General features: G+C 72.7%; 20 protein-coding genes and 1 riboswitch. Of the genes, 13 read left to right on the top strand and 7 right to left on the bottom strand.

What is annotated here, in order from left to right:
• Positions 1-31: 31 nt before the first annotated feature.
• A complete protein-coding gene (locus IE242_RS04215; protein WP_229858153.1) occupies positions 32-1,042 on the bottom strand; it encodes a sigma factor-like helix-turn-helix DNA-binding protein in 1,011 nt (336 codons plus the stop codon).
• 277 nt (positions 1,043-1,319) lie between these two features.
• Between IE242_RS04215 and IE242_RS04210 the strand changes: the two genes are divergently transcribed.
• Entirely contained in the window at positions 1,320-3,008 is a 1,689-nt protein-coding gene (locus IE242_RS04210; protein WP_189855370.1) for a cell division protein PerM, read from the top strand.
• Between the two features lie 61 nt (positions 3,009-3,069).
• On the opposite strand, the gene IE242_RS04205 is transcribed toward IE242_RS04210, so the two are convergent.
• Entirely contained in the window at positions 3,070-3,888 is an 819-nt protein-coding gene (locus tag IE242_RS04205) for a hypothetical protein (protein ID WP_189855367.1), read from the bottom strand.
• Positions 3,889-4,286: 398 nt separating this feature from the next.
• On the opposite strand from IE242_RS04205, the gene purN reads away from it, so the two are divergent.
• On the top strand, positions 4,287-4,949 hold the full coding sequence (gene purN, locus IE242_RS04200) for a phosphoribosylglycinamide formyltransferase (RefSeq protein WP_229858150.1): 663 nt from the start codon (positions 4,287-4,289) through the stop codon (positions 4,947-4,949).
• Positions 4,946-6,508 (top strand): bifunctional phosphoribosylaminoimidazolecarboxamide formyltransferase/IMP cyclohydrolase, encoded by a 1,563-nt coding sequence (gene purH / locus IE242_RS04195; protein ID WP_189855365.1) that lies wholly within the window; start codon positions 4,946-4,948, stop codon positions 6,506-6,508. The genes purN and purH overlap by 4 nt, the downstream gene beginning before the upstream one ends.
• A 108-nt stretch (positions 6,509-6,616) precedes the next feature.
• Here purH and IE242_RS04190 read toward each other — a convergent pair whose 3' ends face one another.
• A complete protein-coding gene (locus IE242_RS04190; RefSeq protein ID WP_189855363.1) occupies positions 6,617-7,318 on the bottom strand; it encodes a hypothetical protein in 702 nt (233 codons plus the stop codon).
• 231 nt (positions 7,319-7,549) lie between these two features.
• Here IE242_RS04190 and IE242_RS04185 point away from each other — a divergent pair, with 231 nt between their 5' ends.
• The 5 genes from IE242_RS04185 to IE242_RS04165 all read left to right on the top strand — a co-directional run bounded on the left by IE242_RS04185 (position 7,550) and on the right by IE242_RS04165 (position 13,363).
• A complete protein-coding gene (locus IE242_RS04185) occupies positions 7,550-8,404 on the top strand; it encodes a bifunctional methylenetetrahydrofolate dehydrogenase/methenyltetrahydrofolate cyclohydrolase (RefSeq protein WP_189855361.1) in 855 nt (284 codons plus the stop codon).
• A gap of 409 nt (positions 8,405-8,813) precedes the next feature.
• A complete protein-coding gene (locus tag IE242_RS04180; RefSeq protein WP_189856390.1) occupies positions 8,814-9,230 on the top strand; it encodes a DUF3017 domain-containing protein in 417 nt (138 codons plus the stop codon).
• A 460-nt stretch (positions 9,231-9,690) separates the two neighbouring features.
• A complete protein-coding gene (locus IE242_RS04175) occupies positions 9,691-11,061 on the top strand; it encodes a helix-turn-helix domain-containing protein (protein ID WP_189855359.1) in 1,371 nt (456 codons plus the stop codon).
• A 731-nt stretch (positions 11,062-11,792) separates the two neighbouring features.
• Complete coding sequence (locus IE242_RS04170) at positions 11,793-12,782, top strand: malate dehydrogenase (RefSeq protein WP_189855357.1); 990 nt, start codon at positions 11,793-11,795, stop codon at positions 12,780-12,782.
• 248 nt (positions 12,783-13,030) lie between these two features.
• The gene (locus IE242_RS04165) at positions 13,031-13,363 is read left to right on the top strand and encodes a hypothetical protein (protein ID WP_189855355.1); all 333 of its coding nucleotides are present in this window, start codon (positions 13,031-13,033) and stop codon (positions 13,361-13,363) included.
• Positions 13,364-13,397: 34 nt separating this feature from the next.
• On the opposite strand, the gene IE242_RS04160 is transcribed toward IE242_RS04165, so the two are convergent.
• From IE242_RS04160 to IE242_RS04145, 4 genes are read right to left on the bottom strand one after another with little or no spacing between them, the layout of a single operon-like run.
• A complete protein-coding gene (locus IE242_RS04160; protein WP_189855353.1) occupies positions 13,398-14,339 on the bottom strand; it encodes a bifunctional helix-turn-helix transcriptional regulator/GNAT family N-acetyltransferase in 942 nt (313 codons plus the stop codon).
• A gap of 16 nt (positions 14,340-14,355) precedes the next feature.
• The gene (locus tag IE242_RS04155) at positions 14,356-15,153 is read right to left on the bottom strand and encodes an isocitrate lyase/PEP mutase family protein (RefSeq protein WP_189855351.1); all 798 of its coding nucleotides are present in this window, start codon (positions 15,151-15,153) and stop codon (positions 14,356-14,358) included.
• Complete coding sequence (locus IE242_RS04150) at positions 15,147-15,593, bottom strand: carboxymuconolactone decarboxylase family protein (protein ID WP_189855349.1); 447 nt, start codon at positions 15,591-15,593, stop codon at positions 15,147-15,149. The genes IE242_RS04155 and IE242_RS04150 overlap by 7 nt, the downstream gene beginning before the upstream one ends.
• Positions 15,590-16,114 carry a carboxymuconolactone decarboxylase family protein gene (locus IE242_RS04145; RefSeq protein ID WP_189855347.1) on the bottom strand — a complete coding sequence of 175 codons (525 nt, stop codon included), beginning with the start codon at positions 16,112-16,114 and terminating at the stop codon, positions 15,590-15,592. The genes IE242_RS04150 and IE242_RS04145 overlap by 4 nt, the downstream gene beginning before the upstream one ends.
• Positions 16,115-16,161: 47 nt before the next feature.
• Between IE242_RS04145 and pdxR the strand changes: the two genes are divergently transcribed.
• The 5 genes from pdxR (at position 16,162) to trpS (ending at position 22,576) form a co-directional block, all read left to right on the top strand.
• A complete protein-coding gene (gene pdxR / locus IE242_RS04140) occupies positions 16,162-17,634 on the top strand; it encodes a MocR-like pyridoxine biosynthesis transcription factor PdxR (protein WP_189855346.1) in 1,473 nt (490 codons plus the stop codon).
• A 187-nt stretch (positions 17,635-17,821) separates the two neighbouring features.
• Positions 17,822-18,217: a hypothetical protein gene (locus IE242_RS04135; protein ID WP_189855345.1), complete on the top strand. Its 396-nt coding sequence runs from the start codon at positions 17,822-17,824 to the stop codon at positions 18,215-18,217.
• 109 nt (positions 18,218-18,326) lie between these two features.
• A complete protein-coding gene (locus IE242_RS04130; protein ID WP_189855343.1) occupies positions 18,327-19,553 on the top strand; it encodes a glutathionylspermidine synthase family protein in 1,227 nt (408 codons plus the stop codon).
• A gap of 75 nt (positions 19,554-19,628) precedes the next feature.
• Positions 19,629-19,738: riboswitch (ZMP/ZTP riboswitch) on the top strand.
• A 35-nt stretch (positions 19,739-19,773) separates the two neighbouring features.
• Positions 19,774-21,222, top strand: coding sequence for a glycine hydroxymethyltransferase (locus IE242_RS04125; protein ID WP_189855341.1), 1,449 nt, complete (start codon positions 19,774-19,776; stop codon positions 21,220-21,222).
• A gap of 340 nt (positions 21,223-21,562) precedes the next feature.
• Positions 21,563-22,576 (top strand): tryptophan--tRNA ligase, encoded by a 1,014-nt coding sequence (trpS, locus tag IE242_RS04120; RefSeq protein WP_189855339.1) that lies wholly within the window; start codon positions 21,563-21,565, stop codon positions 22,574-22,576.
• The last annotated feature ends 114 nt before the right edge of the window (positions 22,577-22,690 follow it).

The raw sequence follows: 22,690 nt of genomic DNA, 5'->3' as shown, positions 1-22,690 counted from the left end.
ACCCTCGACAAGGGTGCGGGCCCGCCCGCGTTCAGCGTCCCTGCGGCACCAGGCGATGGGGACCCCGGGCCGTCTCCAGACGCAGCTTCTCGCGCAGCTCCAGCTGCGCGTGGGACAGGGGCCCTGGTGCCACCCGAGGCGGTACCCCCTCGACCGTCTCGCCCGGGGAGACCGGCGCCTCGTAGCGGTCGGGCGCGGTCCGCAGGGTCAGCGCGGTCGTGGCGATCAGCAGGGCCGTGAAGGCGGCGGCCGCCTGGACCCAGAGCCGGGCCCGGCGTTCGCTGCCGGCCCGGACGAGGTCCGCCCGGACCGTGTGCCCGTTCGCCCCGAGCCCTTCGCCCGCTGCCCCGAGCCCTTCGCCCGCGGGCCCGAGCCCTTCGCCCGCGGGCCCGAGCCCTTCGCCCGCGGGCCCGAGTCTCTCGCCCGTCGGTCCGAGTCCCTCGCCAGCTGCCTCGCGCCCTTCGGCCACCGCCTCGTACTCCTCGCCCACCGCCTCACGCAGCCGGCGCCGCAGCTGCTCCGTGTCCGCCAGCTCCGGCAGACGCGCGGCGACGGCCTCCCGGGCGTGCAGCAGCCGGCCCGCCGCCGCGGGCGTGCTCGCCTCGGTCTCGGCGGCCGTCTCGGGCAGCCGGAGCCCGAGACCGTCGTGCAGGAGCAGGGTGCGCCGGTACGGGGGCGGGAGCTCCAGCAGTACGTCGAGCAGGGCCTGGCAGGGCAGGCCGGCCGAGGGCTTCCCGCAGGGGCGCAACCGGTGCCATGGGGAGAGCGCGTACTCGTGTGCCGCGGCCCGCACCCACCCCGTCGGGTCCCGGTCGACGGCCACCTCCGGCCAGCGCTGCCAGGCGAGCTGGAAGGCGCGTTCCACGGACGCGCGGGCCAGCCGCGGCCGGCCGGTGAGCAGGAGGGCCTGCCGTACGAGGGCGGGGGAGCTGAGCGCGTACAGGGCGTCGAACGCCTGGGCGGGCGTCGGCGGAGGCGGGCCCTGGCCGAGGGCCGCCGGACCGCTCGTCGCCTTCGCTCCCTTGCGTACGAAAAACCACATAAACGCATTTTGAGCGACACATCCATGATTACGGCGCTACACCCGGAAAGCGCGTGTCGTTGGCAGCATGGCCGTCGTGACGCACGCGACGGACTCCACAGGCTCGACAGGCTCGACAGGCTCCACGAATTCCACGAACTCCACAGACTTCACGGGCTTCACAGCGTCGGCCGGTTCCAACCTTTCCCCGGCTCCCCCGGCTCCCCCGGCTCTCCCGCCGTCCCCCCGTCGCCGGTCGCCGCGTTCCCTGCCGGCCTGGGTACCGTCAGCCGGCAGGTTGCCCGGACAGCCGTCCGGACTGGCCGCGGGCCTGCTGGGCGGAGCCGTCGCGGCGGTGGTCGGGCTCGGCTCGTTCGCCGTGCTGGTGACGCTGTTGTGGATCACCTCGCCGTACCCGGACAGCGGGCCGGGCGGAGTGCTGCATGTCGCGGCGGCGCTGTGGCTGCTCGCCCACGGCGTCGAACTCGTCCGCGCTGACACGCTCTCCGGCATCCCCGCCCCCGTCGGCGTCACCCCGCTCCTGCTGCTCGCCCTTCCGGCGTGGCTCGTGCACCGGGCGGCACGTGACGCGGTGGACGACTCCACGGACTCGCCGCGCACGGCGTGGGCGGGTGTGGTGACGGCGTACGTGGCCGTCGGCGGAGCGGTCGCGCTGTATGCCTTGGGCGGCGAGCCGCGCCCGTCCTGGCCATGGGCCGTGGTGTGCGTACCGCTGCTGGCGGCGGGCGCGGCGGGCGCGGGTGTGTGGACGGCGTACGGGCGCCCGCGCGGCCCACTGCCGGCATGGCGTGGCGGGCGCTCCGGGGGGCGGTCCGGCGGCTGGCCCGGCCCGGCGGCCCGGGAGCGACTGGCGGTGGCCGGGCGGGCCGCGGGCGCGGGTACGGCCGTACTGGCCGGCGGGGGCGCCCTCCTCCTGGCACTGTCCCTGGTACTGCACGGTGACACGGGCCGGACGTCCTTCCTCCGGCTCACGGAGGTGTGGTCGGGCCGGTTCGCCGTACTGCTGCTGTGCGTGGCCCTGGTGCCGAATGCGGTGGTGTGGGCGGCCTCGTACGGGCTCGGGCCCGGGTTCGCGCTGGGTGCGGGCCGGATGGCGGCGCCGCTCTCTCCGGCGCCGCCCGACTCCCCGCTGCTGCCCTTCCCGCTCCTGTCGGCCGTGCCGGACGCGGGCACGAGCGTGTACGGGACGCCGCTGCTGTGGGCGGTGGGCGCGGTGCCGCTGGCCGCTGGGGCGACGGTGGGCTGGTTCACCGCGGCCGCCGCTGCTGCCGCGGCCGCGGCTCGCGGGGGCCGGGGCGCGGCGTGGTCCGTCCCCCGGACCCTCGCCACGACGGTTCTCGCGTCCGTACTGTGCGGACTCACCGTGGCCGGGCTCGCCGCGCTGTCCGGCGGCGGCCTGGGTGTCGCCACACTCACCCATGTGGGGCCGGTGTGGTGGCAGACGGGAGCCGCGGCGGTGGCCTGGACGACGCTGACGGGGGTACCGGTGGCGCTGGGGGTACGGGCGTGGCGGGCGCGGGAGCGACGGGGGAGGGCACCGGCCCGAAGGCGTACGGCGCAGGCGGGCGCCGTCGTGACGAAAGGGTTCGGGTGGGGGCGGACGACTGCGCGGGGAGGCCGCCCGCGACTCCGCCGCCGAGGCTTCTCGCTGGGTTCGTGGTCCGTGCGGCGGAAGACGGCACCTGGCCCCGGGTCCGCGCCGGAGAGCACCGGCGGTCCAGGCACTCCAGCGACTTCAGCCACCCCAGCACCAGCACCCCCAGGCACCGCAGCCCCAGCCGCCTCAACCACTCCACAGGAGGCCGTGCTGGAGCCGTACGACTTCCTTCCGGTGGACGCCGTGGGTGCTGTGGATGCCGTGGGCCTCGTGGACGCAGCCCTCCAGAAGGCGGCGACCCCCCAGCCGGAGCACCACACCACCGGCCCGGACCCGGTCCCCGGCCCGCAGCCACCCGACCGCAGGTAGCCGACGGGCCGCGGACCGCGCGGGACCGACCGCGGCCGCTCGGACGAGACCGCGCCGGACGTCAGCGCGTGCTCAGGATGCCCCGCAGTTCCTCGGGCAGATGCTTCTCGCAGGACTCGTTCGCCGCCGCGGTCAGCGCGTCCCTCGTGCAGACGTAGTAGTCGCGGTAGACCAGCTGCGCGGTGAACGTCGCGGCGACCATGGCGAGGGAGAGGGACGCCAGGACCAGGCCGCTGATCGCCGCCGTCGTCTGGGGGCGGGCGCTCGGATCCGGCTGAGCGGGGACGTCGGGGTCCGCGGAGCGGCGGGACTTGGCACGCAGGGAGCTGATGCCCCAGTGGAGGGCGAGCGCGCCGAGCAGCAGCGCCACGTACGGCCAGGCGAAGAGGGCGAAGAAGAACGCCCACATGCCGGCGAGCAGCGCGAACCGCGCGCGCCGCTGGGCCGGGTCCGTCGGGTCCCAGCGCATACCGGCACCCGGCCCGCCCTCGGGGCCGCCCTGCCCGCCCTGTCCACCGGAGGGGCGAGGCCGTTCACCGAACCCGCCACCCGTGGCACGGCCGGGCTGCCGGTCGCTCCACTGGCTGCCCCACGGCGAACGGTCGCCCTCACCGCCCTCGCCGCCCGCGCCCTGCCCGCCCGCGGGCCGGCGCGGCTGCCACGGCCGGTCCGGCGTGCCCTCGGGCGGCGGTGCGAACGGGTTGTCGTCGGAGGAGGCCCGGGACCCGCCGCCGGTGTCCTGCCCGGTTCCGGACACGTCCTGGCCCCCCTGCGGCGGCGACGTGGGCACCTCCTCGCCCGAGCGTGATCCGGAACTCTGGGCGGAGGAGTGCCGCTCACGCAGCAGGAGCGGAGGGAGTCGGAGGCTGCGGTCCGGCATCAGGTGTGCGTCTTCCCCTTGGGATCGGTATGCGGATCGATGAGCGGAGTCAGTGGGAGCGGAGTCAGTGGGAGCGAAGTCAGCGAGCGAGGTCAGTGGGAGCGGAGTCAGCGGAGCGGGATCGGTATGGGTGACTGGTCGGTATGCGGGATCGGTGTCGACGGACATGCGTACCCGTCCTGGTCAACGTCCCACGCGAGGGAGGCGTTCCCCGTGTCGAGCCGCATGCCCCGGCGGATGCTCCCCAGACGCTACCTTCCGGCCACGCCCCCGTCCCGTGGGGGTTCTGTGGTGTGCCGGTATCGTTGCTGACGGTCGGCCGCTTCGTAGACTTCCCCGTATCCCGGGGCGCGAAGCGTTCGTACGAATACACAAGCTCCCCGAGAAAGGGCCCCTTCGTGGCCGAGCCCGTGGCCGAGTCCGTGGCCGGACCCGTGGTCGAGTCCGCGGCCAAACGCCTTGTCGTCCTGGTCTCCGGATCCGGTACGAACCTGCAGGCGCTGATCGACGCCATCGCCGAGACGGGTCCCGGGGCCTACGGCGCCGAGATCGTGGCCGTCGGCGCTGACCGCGGCGGGATCGAGGGACTCGCCCGCGCCGAGCGGGCCGGACTGCCGGCCTTCGTCTGCCGGGTCAAGGACCACGCCACCCGCGAGGAGTGGGACGCGGCGCTCGCCGAGGCCGTCGCCGCGTACGAGCCGGACCTCGTGGTCTCCGCCGGGTTCATGAAGATCGTGGGGAAGGAGTTCCTGGCGCGGTTCGGGGGGCGGTTCGTCAACACGCACCCCGCCCTGCTGCCCAGTTTCCCGGGAGCCCACGGCGTGCGGGACGCGCTCGCGTACGGCGCCAGGGTCACCGGATGCACCGTCCACTTCGTCGACGACGGCGTCGACACCGGGCCGATCATCGCGCAGGGCGTGGTGGAGATCCGGGACGAGGACGACGAGAGCGCGCTGCACGAGCGCATCAAGGAAGTCGAGCGAAGGCTGCTCGTCGATGTCGTGGGGCGCCTCGCCCGCAACGGCTATCGCATTGAGGGACGAAAGGTAGTTATCCAGTGACCGCCGAGAGCAACAAGCGGCCGATTCGCCGGGCGCTCGTCAGCGTCTACGACAAGACCGGACTGGAGGAGCTCGCCCAGGGGCTCCACGAGGCCGGTGTCGACCTCGTCTCCACCGGGTCCACCGCCTCCCGTATCGCCGCCGCCGGCGTCCCCGTCACCAAGGTCGAGGAGCTCACCGGCTTCCCCGAGTGCCTGGACGGCCGGGTCAAGACCCTGCACCCGAAGGTGCACGCCGGCATCCTCGCCGACCTGCGCCTGGAGGACCACCAGCGGCAGCTCGCCGAGCTCGGCGTGGAGCCGTTCGACCTGGTCGTCGTCAACCTCTACCCGTTCCGCGAGACGGTCGCCTCCGGCGCGACGCCCGACGAGTGCGTCGAGCAGATCGACATCGGCGGCCCGTCCATGGTCCGCGCCGCCGCCAAGAACCACCCCTCCGTCGCCGTGGTCACCAGCCCCGCCCGGTACGCGGACGTCCTCGCCGCGGTAAAGGACGGCGGCTTCGACCTGACCGCCCGCAAGCGGCTCGCCGCCGAGGCCTTCCAGCACACCGCCGCGTACGACGTCGCGGTCGCCTCCTGGTTCGCCTCCGAGTACGCCCCCGTGGACGACTCGCAGTTCCCCGACTTCCTCGGCGCCACCTGGGAGCGCGCGCACACCCTCCGCTACGGCGAGAACCCGCACCAGCCCGCCGCCCTCTACACCTCTCACGCCGGCGGCCTGGCCGAGGCGGAGCAGCTGCACGGCAAGGAGATGTCGTACAACAACTACACGGACACGGACGCCGCCCGCCGTGCCGCGTACGACCAGGCCGAGCCCTGCGTCGCGATCATCAAGCACGCCAACCCCTGCGGCATCGCGGTCGGCGCGGACGTCGCCGAGGCGCACCGCAAGGCGCACGCCTGCGACCCGCTGTCCGCGTTCGGCGGCGTGATCGCCGTCAACCGGCCGGTCAGCAAGGAGATGGCCGAGCAGGTCGCCGAGATCTTCACCGAGGTCATCGTCGCGCCGGACTACGAGGACGGCGCGCTCGAAGCCCTCACCAAGAAGAAGAACATCCGCGTGCTGCGCGCCCCCGAGGCGCCGTCCGCCCCGGTCGAGGTCAAGCCGATCGACGGCGGCGCGCTGCTCCAGGTCACCGACCGGCTCCAGGCCGACGGCGACGACCCGGCCAACTGGACCCTCGCGACGGGCGATGCGCTGTCCGAGGACGAGCTCGCGCAGCTCGCGTTCGCCTGGAAGGCCTGCCGGGCCGTCAAGTCCAACGCCATCCTGCTCGCCAAGGACGGCGCCTCGGTCGGCGTCGGCATGGGGCAGGTGAACCGGGTCGACTCCGCGAAGCTCGCGGTGGAGCGCGCCGGTGCCGAGCGGGCGCGCGGCGCGTACGCCGCCTCCGACGCCTTCTTCCCGTTCCCCGACGGCCTGGAGGTCCTCACCGAGGCGGGCGTCAAGGCCGTGGTGCAGCCCGGCGGTTCGGTCCGGGACGAGCTGGTCGTCGAGGCCGCGAAGAAGGCCGGCGTCACGATGTACTTCACGGGGACGCGGCACTTCTTCCACTGAGCACCCAGGCTGCTCCCTCGCGGGCACGCGACAGGGCCGTGTCTCCCGTCCGGACGGGAGACACGGCCCTGTCGCGCCGAGACGTGAGGAGTGCGGTGGGTGTGCCGCTCAGTAACGCGGGCGGCCGAACCAGGCCGATGCCTGCGAGTTCACCATCGCGGCGAGGATGATGCCGCCGAAAGCGAGCGAGATGACGCCGCCGAAGGTGGCGGAACCGCCCTGACCGCTGAAGAAGTTGGAGACGCCGCCGAGGATCGTCAGCGCGGCGTAGACGATCGTCGTGATGCGGATGCCGTTGCCACCCGTCTTGAACTTGACGCCGAGGAAGATGGACAGGGCGCCGAGGGCCAGCACCAGGACCGCGATGGCGATGAGGACACCGGTGGCCAGGCTGCTGTCGTCACCCGAGCCCACCGTGTTGGACACGTCCTGGACGGCACCGGCCGCGATGCCGAGGACGACCCCCGCGAGCAGTTGGAAGCCGGCCATGATGAACAGCAGCACGCGCGCGGTCTTCATCAGGCCGGGCATCTCCGCCATGCCGACGCCGTAACCGTAGCCCTGCGGGACCGGCGGGGCCTGCGGGTAGCCGTACCCGGGCTGGCCCTGCGGCGCGCCCTGCGGGTAGCCGTATCCGGGCTGTTCCTGCGGCGCGCCCTGGGGGTAGCCGTACCCGGGCTGTTCCTGCGGCGCGCCCTGGGGGTAGCCGTACCCGGGCGGGGACGGAGGCGTCTGCGGGGGGTAGCCGGGCTGGTTCTGCGGAGGCTGAGGCTGTTGGTTGTAGGGGTTGTTCGGTTCGCCGAAGCTCATGGCGACATTCCTCCGTCGTGGTGTGGGGACGATGCGGTTCGAGCGGAGGAACTTCATGATCCGAGCGGTTCGCCCCCCTGCGCTACCCGCGGTTTTGCGCCGTTCATCGTGCTGGCAAGGTCAGATCCTTGTCTAGTCGGATTGACCGTTTGTTGTGCAAGTGAAGCATTGGTGAGGCCGTGACGACGGCCGAATTGGAACAGGGAAGGGTTCATCCGCGAGGATGGGGCCATGACCGCCCAGATTCTCGATGGCAAGGCCACCGCAGCCGCGATCAAGTCCGATCTGACCGTCCGCGTGGCGGCCCTGAAGGAGAAGGGCGTCACGCCCGGACTCGGGACGATCCTGGTCGGCGACGACCCCGGCAGCCAGAAGTACGTCGCGGGCAAGCACCGCGACTGCGCGCAGGTCGGCATCGCCTCCATTCAGCGCGAACTGCCCGCGACCGCCACCCAGGAGGAGATCGAGGCGGTCGTCCGCGAGCTCAACGAGGACCCCGCCTGCACGGGGTACATCGTCCAACTGCCGCTCCCCAAGGGCATCGACGAGAACCGCATCCTCGAGCTGATGGATCCGGACAAGGACGCGGACGGCCTCCACCCGATGAACCTGGGACGCCTGGTCCTCAACGAGCCGGCCCCGCTGCCCTGCACCCCCAACGGCGTTCTCACCCTGCTCCGCCGCTACGGCGTCGAGATCAAGGGCGCCGAGGTCGTGGTCGTCGGCCGTGGCGTCACGATCGGGCGGCCCATGCCGCTGCTGCTGACGCGGCGCAGCGAGAACGCGACCGTGACCCAGTGCCACACCGGTACGCGCGACCTGTCGGCGCACCTGAAGCGGGCCGACATCATCATCGCCGCCGCCGGTTCGGCGCACCTGATCCGCCCCGAGGACGTGAAGCCGGGCGCCGCCGTGCTCGACGTCGGCGTCTCGCGCTCCGCCGAGGGGAAGATCCAGGGCGATGTCCACCCGGACGTCGCCGAGGTCGCCGGGTGGATCTCGCCGAACCCGGGCGGTGTCGGCCCGATGACCCGGGCCCAGCTGCTCGTGAACGTGGTCGAGGCGGCGGAGCGCAGTGTCGGCTGAGGCGGGAGCCGGACCGGAGGACGACGCCGCCGCCCGCGCGACCCGCGGGACCGGTGCGCGGGACTCCGCCGAGCCTCCGGACGCACGGCCACGAGGTGAGGACGCGCCCTCGGAGGAGGCGGCAGCACCACGGGCTGAAGGGGACGGGCCGGCCGCGCACGACGCGGGCCGAGATCCGGCCACGCGCGAAGCCGACGACGGCCCGACCGTTCGGGACGCCGACGACGGCGCGGCCGTTCGGGACGCCGACGACGGCGCGGCCGTTCGGGACGCCGACGACGGCGCGACTGTTCGGGACGCCGACGACGGCGCGACCGTACGGGACGCCGACGACGGTGCGGCCGTACGGGACGCCGAAGATGAGTCGGCCAGGCAGGAAGCCGGCGGTGAGCCGACCGTCCAGGACGCCATCAGCGCGCCCGACGCCGAGGGGAAGCCGCGGCGTGTGACGCGCCGTTTCCCGATGTTCACGCGGGACACCGCACGGCCCGAGGGCGGCGGCAGGGCGGCTTCCGGCGACGCCCCCGCCCCCGCCCGGCAGTGGCCCGTTCTCGCCGTTCTGTCCGGCGTCGGGCTCGGGCTGCTGCTGACCGCTCTGGACGTGTTCCGGTTCGGGACGATCCTGATCGGCGTGGCGCTGATGACCGGGGCGGTGCTGCGCTGGGCCCTGCCCGACGTGGGCATGCTCGCCGTACGGTCCCGGTTCACCGACATGATCACGTACGGGGTTCTGGGCATCGCCATCGTCCTGCTCGCGATGATGGCCCAGCCACATGGGCTGAAGGTCCCGTTCCTGGACCAAATCCTGCACTACACGATCCGTTAGCACAGATCGCGGAGCACAGACAGAGTGTAGAGAACAGAACACAGAGCGCAGAGGACAGCGGCCCATCCTTTCCCCCGAGCAAGGACGGGCCGCCGTTGCTTCCACGGTCCTCCTCGGAGAACGGCCTGTTCAACGTCTGTCAGCCCGCTGTGGCACGGAGGTGACCGTTCCGCCACGGTGTTCCCGCCTCGCCACAACGAGCCCCGCCCAGCCGTCGGATAACCATCGGGGCGCGGGATACCGATGCGAGACTGGACGGTGAACGAGGGGTGTGCGACGGCGCCTGCTCCGGCCCGAATGCTCCCGCGCGCCCCCGCCATGGGAACTGACATCCTGATCGGGCGCATCCGACTGGGTAGTCCGAACGAGACTCCGGCACTTCAGTGCCGGGGCCGCACGTTCCGGACTTCCGGACACACGGGGGAAAGGTCAAGCACGGTCGGGGGGGAAAGGGGGAGCAATGCCTCGTTGGAGGGCCTTGCCCGATGAACTCGATCCACAGGTCAGGGAATTCGCCGGACAGCTGCGCAGAGTCGTCGACCGCAGCGGGCTGAGCATCGCCGCGGTGGCCGACCGCACGGGCTACAGCAAGACGTCCTGGGAGCGTTATCTGAACGGCCGCCTGCTCGCGCCCAAGGGAGCGATCGTGGCGCTGGCCGAGGTGACCGGGACGAACCCCGTGCACCTGACCACCATGTGGGAGCTGGCCGAGCGCGCCTGGAGCCGCTCGGAGATGCGTCATGACATGACGATGGAGGCCATACGGATCTCCCAGGCGCGCGCGGCGCTCGGTGAGACGGGGTCCCAGCCGTCCGCGTCCGCTCCCGCCGCCGCCAAGGGCAGGACCGGCAAGGCGGGGCGCGGTACGGCCGCGAGGCCGGGGGTGGCCGGTCCGGCGGGCGTGGCCCCCACCGTGCCGCCCTCCGTCCCGTCGCAGGCACCGCCGCCCGGCGAGGAGCAGCGCCCGTACGGAGACTCGTCGTTCCCGTCGCCCTCGCCGCTCTCTCCTCCCTCGCCTCCCTCGCCGTCCTCGCCGTCCTCGTACGCGGGGCGGGGCGGTACCGCGCAGGGCACGGGAGCCGAACCGGGTGCCGGAACCGGTGTCGGTGGGGGTGCAGGTGCGGGTGCGGGCGCGGGCGCCGGGCATCCCCGGGGCGGGAGTTGGGGCGTCGCCCACTCGTCATCCGATCCGACCGGTCCGTCCCGTGCCCAGGGAGCGGGGGCGCACCGATCGGCGTCCGGACCGGGCGGCGGCACCGAAGGGCCCATCGGCGCGTTCGGGCCGGCCGGGACCCCGGAGGACGCGCGGCCCGGCGGCAGTGGCGCATCCGAGGACGCGCGGAGCAAGCGGCGGCTCACCATGTTCCTCGCCGGTGTCGGCGGCGCGCTGGTCGTGATCGCGGCGGCGTTCTTCCTCACGGGCGGCGAGGAAGGCACCGCCGGCGACAGGCCGACCGCGCCCGTGTCCAGCGACGGCCCGAACCCCGATCTGCCGGCCGGCGTGAAGTGCGGCGGTGAGGAGTGCACCGGCAAGGACGCCGAGGCCATGGGGTGCAGCGGTGATCTGGTGGAGACCACCGACAGTGTCAAGGTCGGCACGGCCCTCGTCGAGGTCCGCTACAGCAGGACCTGTGACGCCGCCTGGGCCCGCATCACCGCCGCCGCACAGGGCGACGAGGTCCGGGTGAGCGTGGGCGGCGCCGAGCAGACCGGTGCGATAGAGGCGGCCGGGGACACCACCGCGTACACCCCGATGGTCGCCGTGAAGGACGCGGGCGACGCGACGGCGTGCGCGTCTCTGAAGGCGGGTCAGGAGGGCTGCACGAAATAGTCGTAGCCCGCAGCCAGCGGTCGGCAGCCAGCAGTCGGCAAGTGGAGGGCCGCAAGAAGCAGAGGGCTGTGCGGAGCAGCCGCGCAGGTGACGCGAGCGCAGGGGAATGGGGCGCGGTCTCCGGTCGGGGCGCCGGGAAGGGCAGCCGGGGGCGCACGCGGACGGGGGCGCTCCTGCCACGGAAAGTAATCGCCGTACGAGGGGAATGGCCGCCCGGGACCGGGGCAGACGGACCGTACCCCCACGGGAGTCCGGCCCGACCGGGAGGCAGGTATCGCCTCCCGGCCCGGTACCCCCACAATGGCGGCCGTCTTCGTCCCTTCTCTCCCGGGCAGGCGGCCGCCGCTCCGTGCCGAAGCCCTGCCGAATCCGTGCGGAAGCCGTGCGGAGTCCTGCGGAATCCGTACGAGATCCGAGCACCGTGCGTGCGGAACGGGTGCAGAACGCATGTGGAACGCGAGCGGAGTCAGTGCGGACGGGCGTCCGGGCGGACCCGGTCCCCGGGCCGTACGGACAGCGCCGTTGTGGGCCGGGCCACACGGACCCGGACGTGCGGAAACCCGGATGCGCGATAGCCTGACGGCTGGATCTCTCTTGACGCCAAGAGATCGATCATCCAAACCGTTGATCGATCACCCCGGCGGAGAGTGCCGGCCACCCCGACCGGACCGACAGGGATCCAGCACCCGGGGCAGGGACGCCCCACCGCCTGCTGTCATACGGAGAACGCCATGACCCGCACTCCCGTGAACGTCACCGTCACCGGCGCGGCCGGCCAGATCGGTTACGCCCTGCTCTTCCGCATCGCCTCCGGCCAGCTGCTCGGTGCGGACGTGCCGGTCAAGCTGCGCCTGCTGGAGATCACCCCGGCGCTCAAGGCCGCCGAGGGCACCGCCATGGAGCTCGACGACTGCGCCTTCCCGCTGCTCCAGGGCATCGACATCACGGACGACCCGAACGTCGCCTTCGACGGTGCGAACGTGGGCCTGCTCGTCGGCGCCCGCCCCCGTACCAAGGGCATGGAGCGCGGTGACCTCCTGGAGGCCAACGGCGGCATCTTCAAGCCGCAGGGCAAGGCCATCAACGACCACGCCGCGGACGACATCCGCGTCCTCGTCGTCGGCAACCCGGCCAACACCAACGCCCTCATCGCCCAGGCCGCCGCGCCGGACGTACCGGCCGAGCGCTTCACCGCGATGACCCGCCTGGACCACAACCGCGCGCTGACCCAGCTGGCGAAGAAGACGGGCGTCCAGGTCTCCGAGATCAAGAAGCTGACGATCTGGGGCAACCACTCCGCCACCCAGTACCCGGACATCTTCCACGCCACGGTCGCCGGCAAGAACGCCGCCGAGGTCGTCAACGACGAGCAGTGGCTCGCCGAGGACTTCATCCCGACCGTCGCCAAGCGCGGTGCCGCGATCATCGAGGCCCGTGGTGCGTCGTCGGCCGCCTCCGCCGCCAACGCCGCCATCGACCACGTCTACACCTGGACCAACGGCACCGCCGAGGGCGACTGGGTCTCCATGGGCATCCCGTCCGACGGCTCGTACGGCGTCCCGGAGGGCCTGATCTCCTCCTTCCCGGTCACCGTCAAGGACGGCAAGTACGAGATCGTCCAGGGCCTGGAGATCAACGACTTCTCGCGTGCCCGCATCGACGCCTCCGTCAAGGAGCTGGAGGAGGAGCGCGAGGCGGTCCGCGCGCTCGGCCTCATCTGACGATCCGACCTGACGATTCGGCAACCTGACGGTTCGGACATCTGACGGTTCGGCGGCCTGAAGCAGGCTCCGTCCGGTCCGTTCACACAGGCTCCGTCCGATCCGTACGCAGGCCCCGCCCCGGTTCGCCGGGTCGGGGCCTGCCGCCGTGCCGTGTGCCCTGGCGGTTCGGACACCGCCTCGAACCTCGCCTCAGATGCCGCTCAACTCGCTTGATCGGCACGGCACCCGGCCACCACGATGGCCTTATGTTCGGAAGCAGCAAGAACCAGCTCAACGTCCTCGTCCTGCGGGACACCGACGCCGTCGTGGCAGCCGTACGCCAGGCCCTCACGGAGGCGGACGACGCGGAACGGCCCGGCCTGGAACGCGCTCTCGCCCTGGCCGAGCAGGCGGCGGCCGTGCCCGACGACGAGGTGCGTGCCCGCTGGGCGCACCGGCGGCTGGCCGCGGTCGGCTACCAGGGTGCCCTGGACTCGGTGAGCGCGGTCAAGGCGTTGCGGCAGGCGGAACCGGACCTGAGTCTGCGGGCCGCCGTGGAACTGACGAGGGCAGCGGCGGCGCACCCGCCCGTCGCGTAGTCGTAGTCCGGGGTACGAGCCCCCGACGCGTGGTTCAGGGCACGAGCCGCTTCTCGAACCAGTGGGCCGCGTACACGTTGTCGTCGTACCGGGGGATCTCCGTGTACCCGCACGCCCGGTACATGGCCTGGGCCTCCGTGAGCACGGCGTGCGTGTCGAGCCGTACCACCCCGTACCCGCGCTCGCGAGCCGCGTTCTCCAGTTCTCCGAGCAGCCGCCGGGCGAGGCCGAGGCGGCGGGCGTCCGGGTGCACCCACACATGCCGGATCTCCCCGGTGCCGAGCCGGGGCGCCGTTCCGGGGGCGCGCTCCACGGGAGGTTCGAGCCGCCGCAGCGCCCCGCACCCGACGGGCCGCCCGTCCTCGTAGGCGACGAGGAAGGCGCCGGCCTTCCCGGACACCTCGTCGGGCCGTACGAGCGCGGCGCGGTCGAAGCCTTCCGGGAACCGTTCGCCGATGTCGGCGGCGTACGCGTCGAGACAGGCGCGGGCGTCCCGGTGCCCGCCGCCGACGAGCCGGACGCCGATGGAGGCCAGCCGCAGCAGTCGCTGCGCGGTCCCCAGCGCGCCGGTCAACTCGGCGCGCTGGGCCGGGGTGAGCCCGCCGAGCAGCCCCGCGGCGAGCGCGTCGGCCCGGTGGTTCTGTTCCCTCACCTCGACGTGTCCGGCCGGGGTGAGCCCGGCGAGCCGCAGCCGGCTGTCGCCGGGATGCACGCTGACGCGTACGAGGCCCTGCCGCTCCAGCGACTTCACCATCCGGCTGAGATAGCCGGCGTCCAGGCCGAGCCGGCCGCGCAGCTCGCGCAGTGAGGCCCCGTCGTCCCCGATCTCGAACAGCAGCCGGGCCTCGCCGAGGGGGCGGTCCTGGCCGAGGTAGTGGTCGTCGAGGACGCCGATGCGGCGGGTGTGGCAGCGGTTGAAGCGGCGCAGACGCGCGACGTCGTCCGTGGAGGGGAGGTGCTCGGCCCTGGGCTCCATACTCCTTTGACCTTGGTCAAGGGATCTGGGGATGTCGACGGCGCGGTACGTGCTCGTCCTCCGCGGGTGCGGCGAGGTCGTCCGCGATGCCGCGCAGCGCCCGGGAGGCCGCGCGCTGCAGGCCCGGCCCGAAGGTGATCCGGGTGGCCCCGAGCGCGCCGAGTTCGGCGGGCGAGGGGCCGCCTCCGGTGACCGTGCCGTGCACATTGATCGGCCCCTGGATCCCGGACCGCAGCAGGGGCAGTACGTCGGCGGGGGCGCCGATCGGGTACACGCAGTCGGCGCCCGCGGCGACGTACAGCGCGGCCCGCTCGACGGCCTGTTCCGTGGCCCGCTCCGGATCGGCGTCGCCGCGCAGGAACGTGTCGATCCGTGCGTTGACGAAGAGCCGGCCGCCCGCCGCGGCCCGCACCTCGGCCAGCCGGTCGGCGTGCCGCTGGGGGTCCTTGAGGTTCCCCTCCCCGTCGGAATCCTCGAGGTTGCAGCCCACGGCACCCGTCTCCAGCAGCCGTTCCACCAGTTCCTCCGGCGGCAGCCCGTACCCTCCCTCGACGTCCGCCGAGACCGGCACGCCGACGGCCCGGACGATCCGCGCGACGGCCGCGAACATCTCCTCGGCCGGGGTCGCCCCGTCCTCGTACCCGAGGGAGGCGGCGACTCCCGCGCTGGGTGTCGCGAGCGCCGGGAACCCGGCCGCCTCGCACACCCGGGCACTGGCGGCGTCCCAGGGGCCGGGCAGGACGAGCGGGTCGCCGGGGTCCCGCCCCTGGTGCAGTGCCCGGAAGACGCCGGCCTTGTCGACCCCGCTCACCATTCGGTGCTCCCCGCCGGGATGCGCCGGCTGACCATCAGCCGGTTCCAGCCGTTGATGACGGTGACGACCGCGATGAGATGGGCCAGCCGCACCTCGTCGAAGTGCTTGGCCGCGTTCTCGTACACCTCGTCGGGCACGAAGCCCTCCGTCAGGACGGTCACCGCCTCCGCCAGCGCCAGCGCCGCCCGCTCTCGCTCGTCGAAGACGTCCCCGGCCTCCTCCCAGGCGGCGAGGAGATCCAGCTGTTTCTGCGGCACCCCGTGCTCACGGGCGATCGCGAGGTGCATGTCCAGGCAGAACGCGCAGTGGTTGAGCTGCGAGGCGCGGATCTGCACCAGTTCGGCGAGAGCGGGGTCGCCGAACCCCTTCTTCGCGGCGGCGCTCAGGGCCCGCATCGCGGAGCGGACCCCCTCGTCCATGTAGGTCGTACGGGCCGTCACTTGTGCTGCCCCGGCTGGTAGTGGCCGGGCGTGCGCCGGCAGGTCACGCCGAACCGGTTCCAGGCGTTGATCACCGTGATCGCGGCGATCAGCTGCGCCAGCTCGGTCTCGCCGAAGTGCTCGGCGGCCTTCTCGTACACCTCGTCGGGTACGAATCCGTCCGTCAGGACGGTGACCGCCTCGGTCAGCTCCAGCGCCGCCAGTTCCTTCCCGGTGTAGAAGTGCCGCGACTCCTCCCAGGCGCTCAGCTGGACGATCCGCTCGACGCTCTCGCCCGCCGCGAGCGCGTCCTTGGAGTGCATGTCGAGGCAGAGTGCGCAGTGGTTGAGCTGGGAGGCGCGGATCTTCACCAGCTCGCGCAGCCGCGGATCGAGACCCTGGCCGGCCGCCGCGTCGAGCCGGATCATGGCCTTGAAGACGTCCGGTGCGAGCTCGGCCCAGTCCAGGCGCGGGGTGGGTTCGGGAGCGTACTCCGCGGTCGTCGTACCGGTACCGGCACCGGTGTCCGTCTCAGTCGTCATGCCCTCGACCCTAGGAGCCGAGCAGCCCAGGAGTATGGTCCACTTCCATGCCGAAACCCCGGGCCACTTTGGGCATCGACCTGCACCTGGAACCGTCCGGTCCGGGCCTGCGCCGGGGACTGACCGACGCCCTGCGCGAGGCGGTCCGCACCGGCCGCCTGGCCCCCGGCACCCGCCTGCCGTCCTCCCGCTCGCTCGCCGCCGACCTGGGCATCGCCCGCAACACCGTCGCCGACGCCTACGCCGACCTGGTCGCCGAGGGCTGGCTCACCGCCCGCCAGGGCTCCGGCACCCAGGTCGCCGACCGTGCGGTGCCCCGGCCGCCCACCAGGCCGGCCACCCCGCACCGCGCACCCGGCAGGCTCCCGTACGACCTGATCCCGGGCACCCCCGACCTGAGCTCCTTCCCGCGCACCGAATGGCTCAGAGCCGCCCGCCACGCCCTCACCGCCGCCCCGCACGACGCCCTCGGCTACGGCGATCCGCGCGGCCGTACCGAACTGCGCACCGCGCTCGCGGGGTATCTCGCCCGGGCCCGCGGCGTGCGCGCCGACCCCGAGCACATCGTCGTCTGCTCGGGCTTCGCCCACGGACTGAAGCTGCTCGGCGAACTGCTGCACGCGCGGGGCCACCGCACGCTGGCCGTGGAGCCGTACGGCCTGGACGTGCACTGGGACCTCCTCGCCCGCACCGGCCTGCGCACCGTGCCACTGCCCTCCGACGGGCTCGGCCCCCGCACGGAAGACCTGGGGAGCCTGGAGGATCTGGAGGTCCCGGAGGGCCTCCAGGACCTGAAGGACGGGGACAGCACACCGCCAGTACCGCCAGTACCGCCAGTACCGCCAGTACCAGCCGTCCTGCTCAACCCCTCACACCAGTTCCCGATCGGCGGCGCCCTGCCCCCCGAGCGCCGTGCCGCCGCCGTCGACTGGGCACGCCGCACCGGCGGGCTGATCCTGGAGGACGACTACGACGGCGAGTTCCGCTACGACCGCCAGCCCGTGGGCGCGCTCCAGGGCCTCGACCCGGACCACGTGGTGTACCTGGGCACGGCCAGCAAGTCCCTGGCACCCGGGCTGCGCCTGGGCTGGATGGTCCTGCCGCCGCACCTGGTCCCGGAGGCCGCGCGGCTCGGCGGCCGGTCGACGGGCGTCCTGGAGCAGCTGACCCTCGCCGAGTTCATCGCCTGCGGTGCCTACGACCGCCATGTCCGCGCCGCCCGGCTGCGCTACCGGCGACGCCGCGACGCCCTCGTCGCCGCCCTCGCGGCCCGGGCACCGGAGGTACGGGTCGGCGGCATCGCGGCCGGCCTGCACGCCGTGCTCCATCTCCCGCCCGGCACCGAGGAGTCGGTGGTCCGCGCGGCGGCCTGGCAGGGTCTCGCGGTGCACGGCCTGTCCCGCTACCGCCACCCGTCCGCCGCGGCCGGCCCCGGGGACGCCCTGGTCGTGGGGTACGGGACCCCGCCGGACCACGCGTGGGCGGGCACGCTGGAGGCGCTCTGCCGGGCGTTGCCCTAGGGTCTGGCGTTCAGCGCGCACGTCCGGCCACGGGGGACACGGGAACCGGCACAGGTAACAATGGCGTGTGCATGCAGGGGGGCGGCGGAGCGAGATCCGGCCACGGTCACTAAGGTGAGCGCCGATCGTTCGCCGGACGGGCACCGCACACACCCGTACGGCCCATACGCACAGCGGGGGAGAGCACATGGCAGAACAGCGCAGGCGGCTGCGGTCCAGCACGGTGATACTCGGCGGAATGGGCGTCGTCGCGGCGGCCCTCACCTCCTGCAGCTCCGAACCGGACCGCCGCTGCGTGGACCGCTACAGCTACGACATCGCCAACGGCTACGAGGTCATCTCCGACAGCAACTGCTCCTCGGGTTCCGGCTCTTCGTCCTCCGTCAAGAAGAACAAGAACGGCAAGAAAAAGAAGAAGGACGGCACCGTCGTCTACAGCGAGCTCGACGACGGCACGATCGACGCCGCCTGGTACTACGACGCCGACGTCACCGGCGGCTGGGCCGACTACGGCACCTTCAGCCGCAGCGAGGCCGTCGACCGCGACGGCTTCGGCTGCTCGGGAGGCTCGGGCGGCGGCTGAGCCGTACGAGACGCACGGGCCGCGCCGTACGAGGCGCACAAGACCCACGAGGCGTACGCGGTAGGAGACATACGAGGCGTACGAGGCAAGACGAAAGGCACGTCCGACCGTGGAACGCCGCACCCTGGAACCCCGCCCCGGCTGGCAGCAGATTGTCGAGGAACAGGGGCTCATCTACCCCCTGACCCGCTACCCGGACGACTCGCTGCGCCCGTACTGGGACGAGAGCGCGTACTACGTCTTCTCGCTGCCCGAGGTGGAGGCACTGGAGGAGGTCGTCGAGGAACTGCACGGGATGTGCCTGGCAGCGGCCGCGCACATCGTCGAGCAGAACCGGTTCGCCGACCTCGGCATCACCGACCCGCGCGTGGCGGAACTGGTCGCCGAGGCCTGGCGCCGCCGCGCCGAACTCCCCTCCGTCTACGGCCGCTTCGACCTGCGGTACGACGGCACGGGCCCCGCCAAAATGCTGGAGTACAACGCGGACACGCCGACCTCGCTGGTCGAGGCGGCGAGCCCGCAGTGGTTCTGGATGGAGGAGCGCTTCCCGGGCGCCGACCAGTGGAACTCCCTCCACGAGCGCCTCGTCGACGCCTGGCGGAAGCAGGCCCGCCTGCTCCCGCCGGGCAGCCCGCTCTACTTCGCCCACACCGCGGGCGACGAGCTCGGCGAGGACCTGATGACGGTCGCCTACCTGAAGGAGACCGCCGAGCAGGCCGGCCTCGACACCGAGTGGATCTCCATGGAGGACATCGGCTGGGACCGCCTGTCGCGCCGCTTCGTCGACATGAAGCTGCGCTTCATCCGCAGCATCTTCAAGCTGTACCCCTGGGAGTGGCTCACCACCGACCGCTTCGCCCCGCACGTCCTCGCCACCCTCGACAACGGCGGCGGCACGGGCACCACGATGTGGATCGAACCCGCCTGGAAGATGCTGCTCAGCAACAAGGCCCTGCTGGCCGTGCTCTGGGAGCTCTTCCCGGGCCACCCCAATCTGCTGCCCGCCTACCTCGACGGGCCGCGCGAGCTGGCCTCCGGCCCGGGGTACGTGGCCAAGCCGCTGCTCGGGCGGGAGGGCGCGGGCGTGACCGTGCACGAGGCCGGTTCCGGCGCCGGCGCCGGTGTCGGTGCCGGTGCCGATGCCGCCATCGCTTCCGTCGTACGGGACGAGCCGTGCTGCTACCAGGAGCTGGCGCCCCTGCCGTCCTTCGACGGCAACCGGGTCGTGCTCGGCGCCTGGGTGGTGGAGAACGAGGCGGCGGGCCTCGGCATCCGTGAGTCGGCGGGGCTGGTCACGGACTCGTACGCGCGGTTCCTGCCGCACGTGATCCTCTGACGCACCGGGCGTGCCTCCGGGCCCGCCCGCATGGTGGACGGAGCGCCCCGGTGCCGCGGGGCGCCCGGTAGGCTGATCGCGGGCCGTGACTGGCGCGCTGGGATGGGACCGACCATCGGGAAGCGGCCCCCGGGCGGACCTCGCGGTCCCGCCCGGCACGAGTGCCGTGCGCCTGGGCCGTACGTACCGTGAACGCTGAACGCCACGTCCGGAGGTCCCCATGCCAGCCGAGCCGCTCTCCACCGCTTCCACCGCCTACCGCGCCGCTCTCGACGTGATCCGCGCCGTCGAGCCGCGCGTCGCCGACGCCATCGGCCAGGAGGTCGCCGACCAGCGCGAGATGCTCAAGCTGATCGCGTCCGAGAACTACGCCTCCCCGGCCACGCTGCTGGCGATGGGCAACTGGTTCAGCGACAAGTACGCCGAGGGCACCGTCGGCCGCCGCTTCTACGCCGGCTGCCGCAACGTGGACACCGTCGAGTCCCTCGCCGCCGAGCACGCCCGCGAGCTGTTCGGCGCCCGGCACGCCTACGTCCAGCCGCACTCCGGCATCGACGCCAACCTGGTCGCCTTCTGGGCCGTGCTGGCCGACCGCGTGGAGGCCCCGGCCCTGGAGAAGGCCGGCGTCCGCAACGTCAACGACCTCTCCGAGGCCGACTGGTCCGAGCTCCGCCAGGCCTTCGGCAACCAGCGCATGCTCGGCATGTCCCTGGACGCGGGCGGCCACCTCACCCACGGCTTCCGCCCCAACATCTCCGGCAAGATGTTCGACCAGCGCTCCTACGGCACCGACCCCGCCACCGGCCTGCTCGACTACGAGGCCCTGCGCGCCACCGCCCGCGAGTTCAAGCCGATGATCATCGTCGCCGGGTACTCCGCCTACCCGCGCCTGGTGAACTTCCGCGTCATGCGCGAGATCGCCGACGAGGTCGGGGCGACGCTGATGGTGGACATGGCGCACTTCGCCGGTCTCGTCGCGGGCAAGGTCCTGACCGGTGACTACGACCCGGTCCCGCACGCCCAGATCGTCACCACGACCACCCACAAGTCGCTGCGCGGCCCGCGCGGCGGCATGGTCCTGTGCGACGACAGCCTCAAGGACCAGGTCGACCGCGGCTGCCCGATGGTCCTCGGCGGCCCGCTCCCGCACGTCATGGCAGCCAAGGCCGTCGCCCTCGCCGAGGCCCGCCGCCCCGAGTTCCAGGACTACGCCCAGGCCGTCGTCGACAACTCCCGCGCCCTCGCCGAGGGCCTGACCCGCCGCGGCGCCACCCTCGTCACCGGCGGCACCGACAACCACCTCAACCTGATCGACGTCGCCTCCTCCTACGGCCTCACCGGCCGCCAGGCCGAGACCGCGCTGCTCGACTCGGGCATCGTCACCAACCGCAACGCCATCCCCGCCGACCCCAACGGCGCCTGGTACACCTCCGGCATCCGCATCGGCACCCCCGCGCTCACCACCCGTGGCCTCGGCGCCGCCGAGATGGACGAGATCGCGGCCCTGATCGACCGCGTCCTCACCGCCGCCGAGCCCGGCACCACCGCCAAGGGCGCCCCGTCCAAGGCCCAGCACGTCCTCGACGAGAAGGTCGCCGACGAGGTGTCCCGCCGGGCCGCCGACCTGCTGACCGGCTTCCCGCTGTACCCGGAGATCGACCTCGGCTGAGATGCGGCCGCCCTCGGCCACCCTCGGCCGTCCTTGGCCGATCAGCTGTCACCGACCGCCCGGCGCGTGGAACGCCGGGCGGTTCGCCGTTCCCGCCCGCCGGCGGGGCACGCTGACGGGGCCCGCCGACGGAGCGTGGGCCGTCGACACCGACGGCACCGGCCACGGTGCTCCTCCACCGCCCTGGCCCACGATGTGTTCCTCGTCTCACCCGCCACGCCCGCCCCGGCGGAACGGCCGACCGCGCGGCCCCGGACCACGGCATGCGGGCCGTTCCGCACCGCATTCTGTTTCCGTCCGGGGACCGGAACTCGCCCCCGCACCTGAGAGAATGGTGAACATGGCCCAAGACCGACCCCGCGTGCTCTCCGGAATCCAGCCCACCGCAGGCTCGTTCCACCTCGGCAACTACCTCGGCGCCGTACGCCAGTGGGTGGCTCTGCAGGAGTCCCACGACGCGTTCTACATGGTCGTCGACCTGCACGCGATCACCGTTCCGCAGGACCCGGCCGACCTGCGCGCCAACACCCGGCTCGCCGCGGCGCAGCTGCTCGCCGCCGGACTCGACCCGGACCGCTGCACGCTCTTCGTGCAGAGCCACGTCCCGGAGCACGCGCAGCTGGCCTGGGTCATGAACTGCCTCACGGGCTTCGGTGAGGCCTCCCGCATGACCCAGTTCAAGGACAAGTCCGCCAAGCAGGGTGCCGACCGGGCCAGCGTCGGCCTCTTCACGTACCCGGTCCTCCAGGTCGCGGACATCCTGCTGTACCAGGCGCACGAGGTCCCGGTCGGCGAGGACCAGCGCCAGCACATCGAGCTGACCCGCGACCTGGCCGAGCGGTTCAACGGCCGTTTCGGCCAGACCTTCACGGTCCCGAAGCCGTACATCCTCAAGGAGACGGCGAAGATCTACGACCTCCAGGACCCGTCGATCAAGATGAGCAAGTCGGCCTCCACGCCGAAGGGCCTCATCAACCTCCTCGACGAGCCGAAGACCACCGCGAAGAAGGTCAAGAGCGCGGTCACGGACACCGACACGGTCATCCGTTACGACGTGGCCGAGAAGCCGGGCGTCAGCAACCTGCTGACCATCTACTCGACCCTCACCGGTACGGGAATCCCGGAACTGGAGCAGAAGTACGCCGGCAAGGGCTACGGTGCGCTGAAGACGGACCTCGCCGAGGTCATGGTCGACTTCGTGTCGCCCTTCCGGGAGCGCACCCAGCAGTACCTGGACGACCCGGAGACGCTCGACTCGATCCTGGCCAAGGGCGCCGAGAAGGCGCGTGCCGTCGCCGCGGAGACCCTCTCCCAGGCGTACGACAAGGTGGGCTTCCTGCCCGCCAAGCACTGACCCGGCCGGCAACCCTCCCGGCACGGGGCCACATCGCCGTACAGTCGACAGCCGGACCGTCACCGCCCCCGTCCGCCGCCGCACCGCTCCGCACCGGCCCGGCGGCGGACGGCG

The sequence above is a fragment of the Streptomyces poonensis genome (genome assembly GCF_014650915.1).
Classification (GTDB): Bacteria; Actinomycetota; Actinomycetes; order Streptomycetales; family Streptomycetaceae; genus Streptomyces; species Streptomyces poonensis.
The sequence above is the reverse complement of the archived record's forward strand: the minus strand, read 5'-3'. Positions and strand labels throughout refer to the sequence as shown.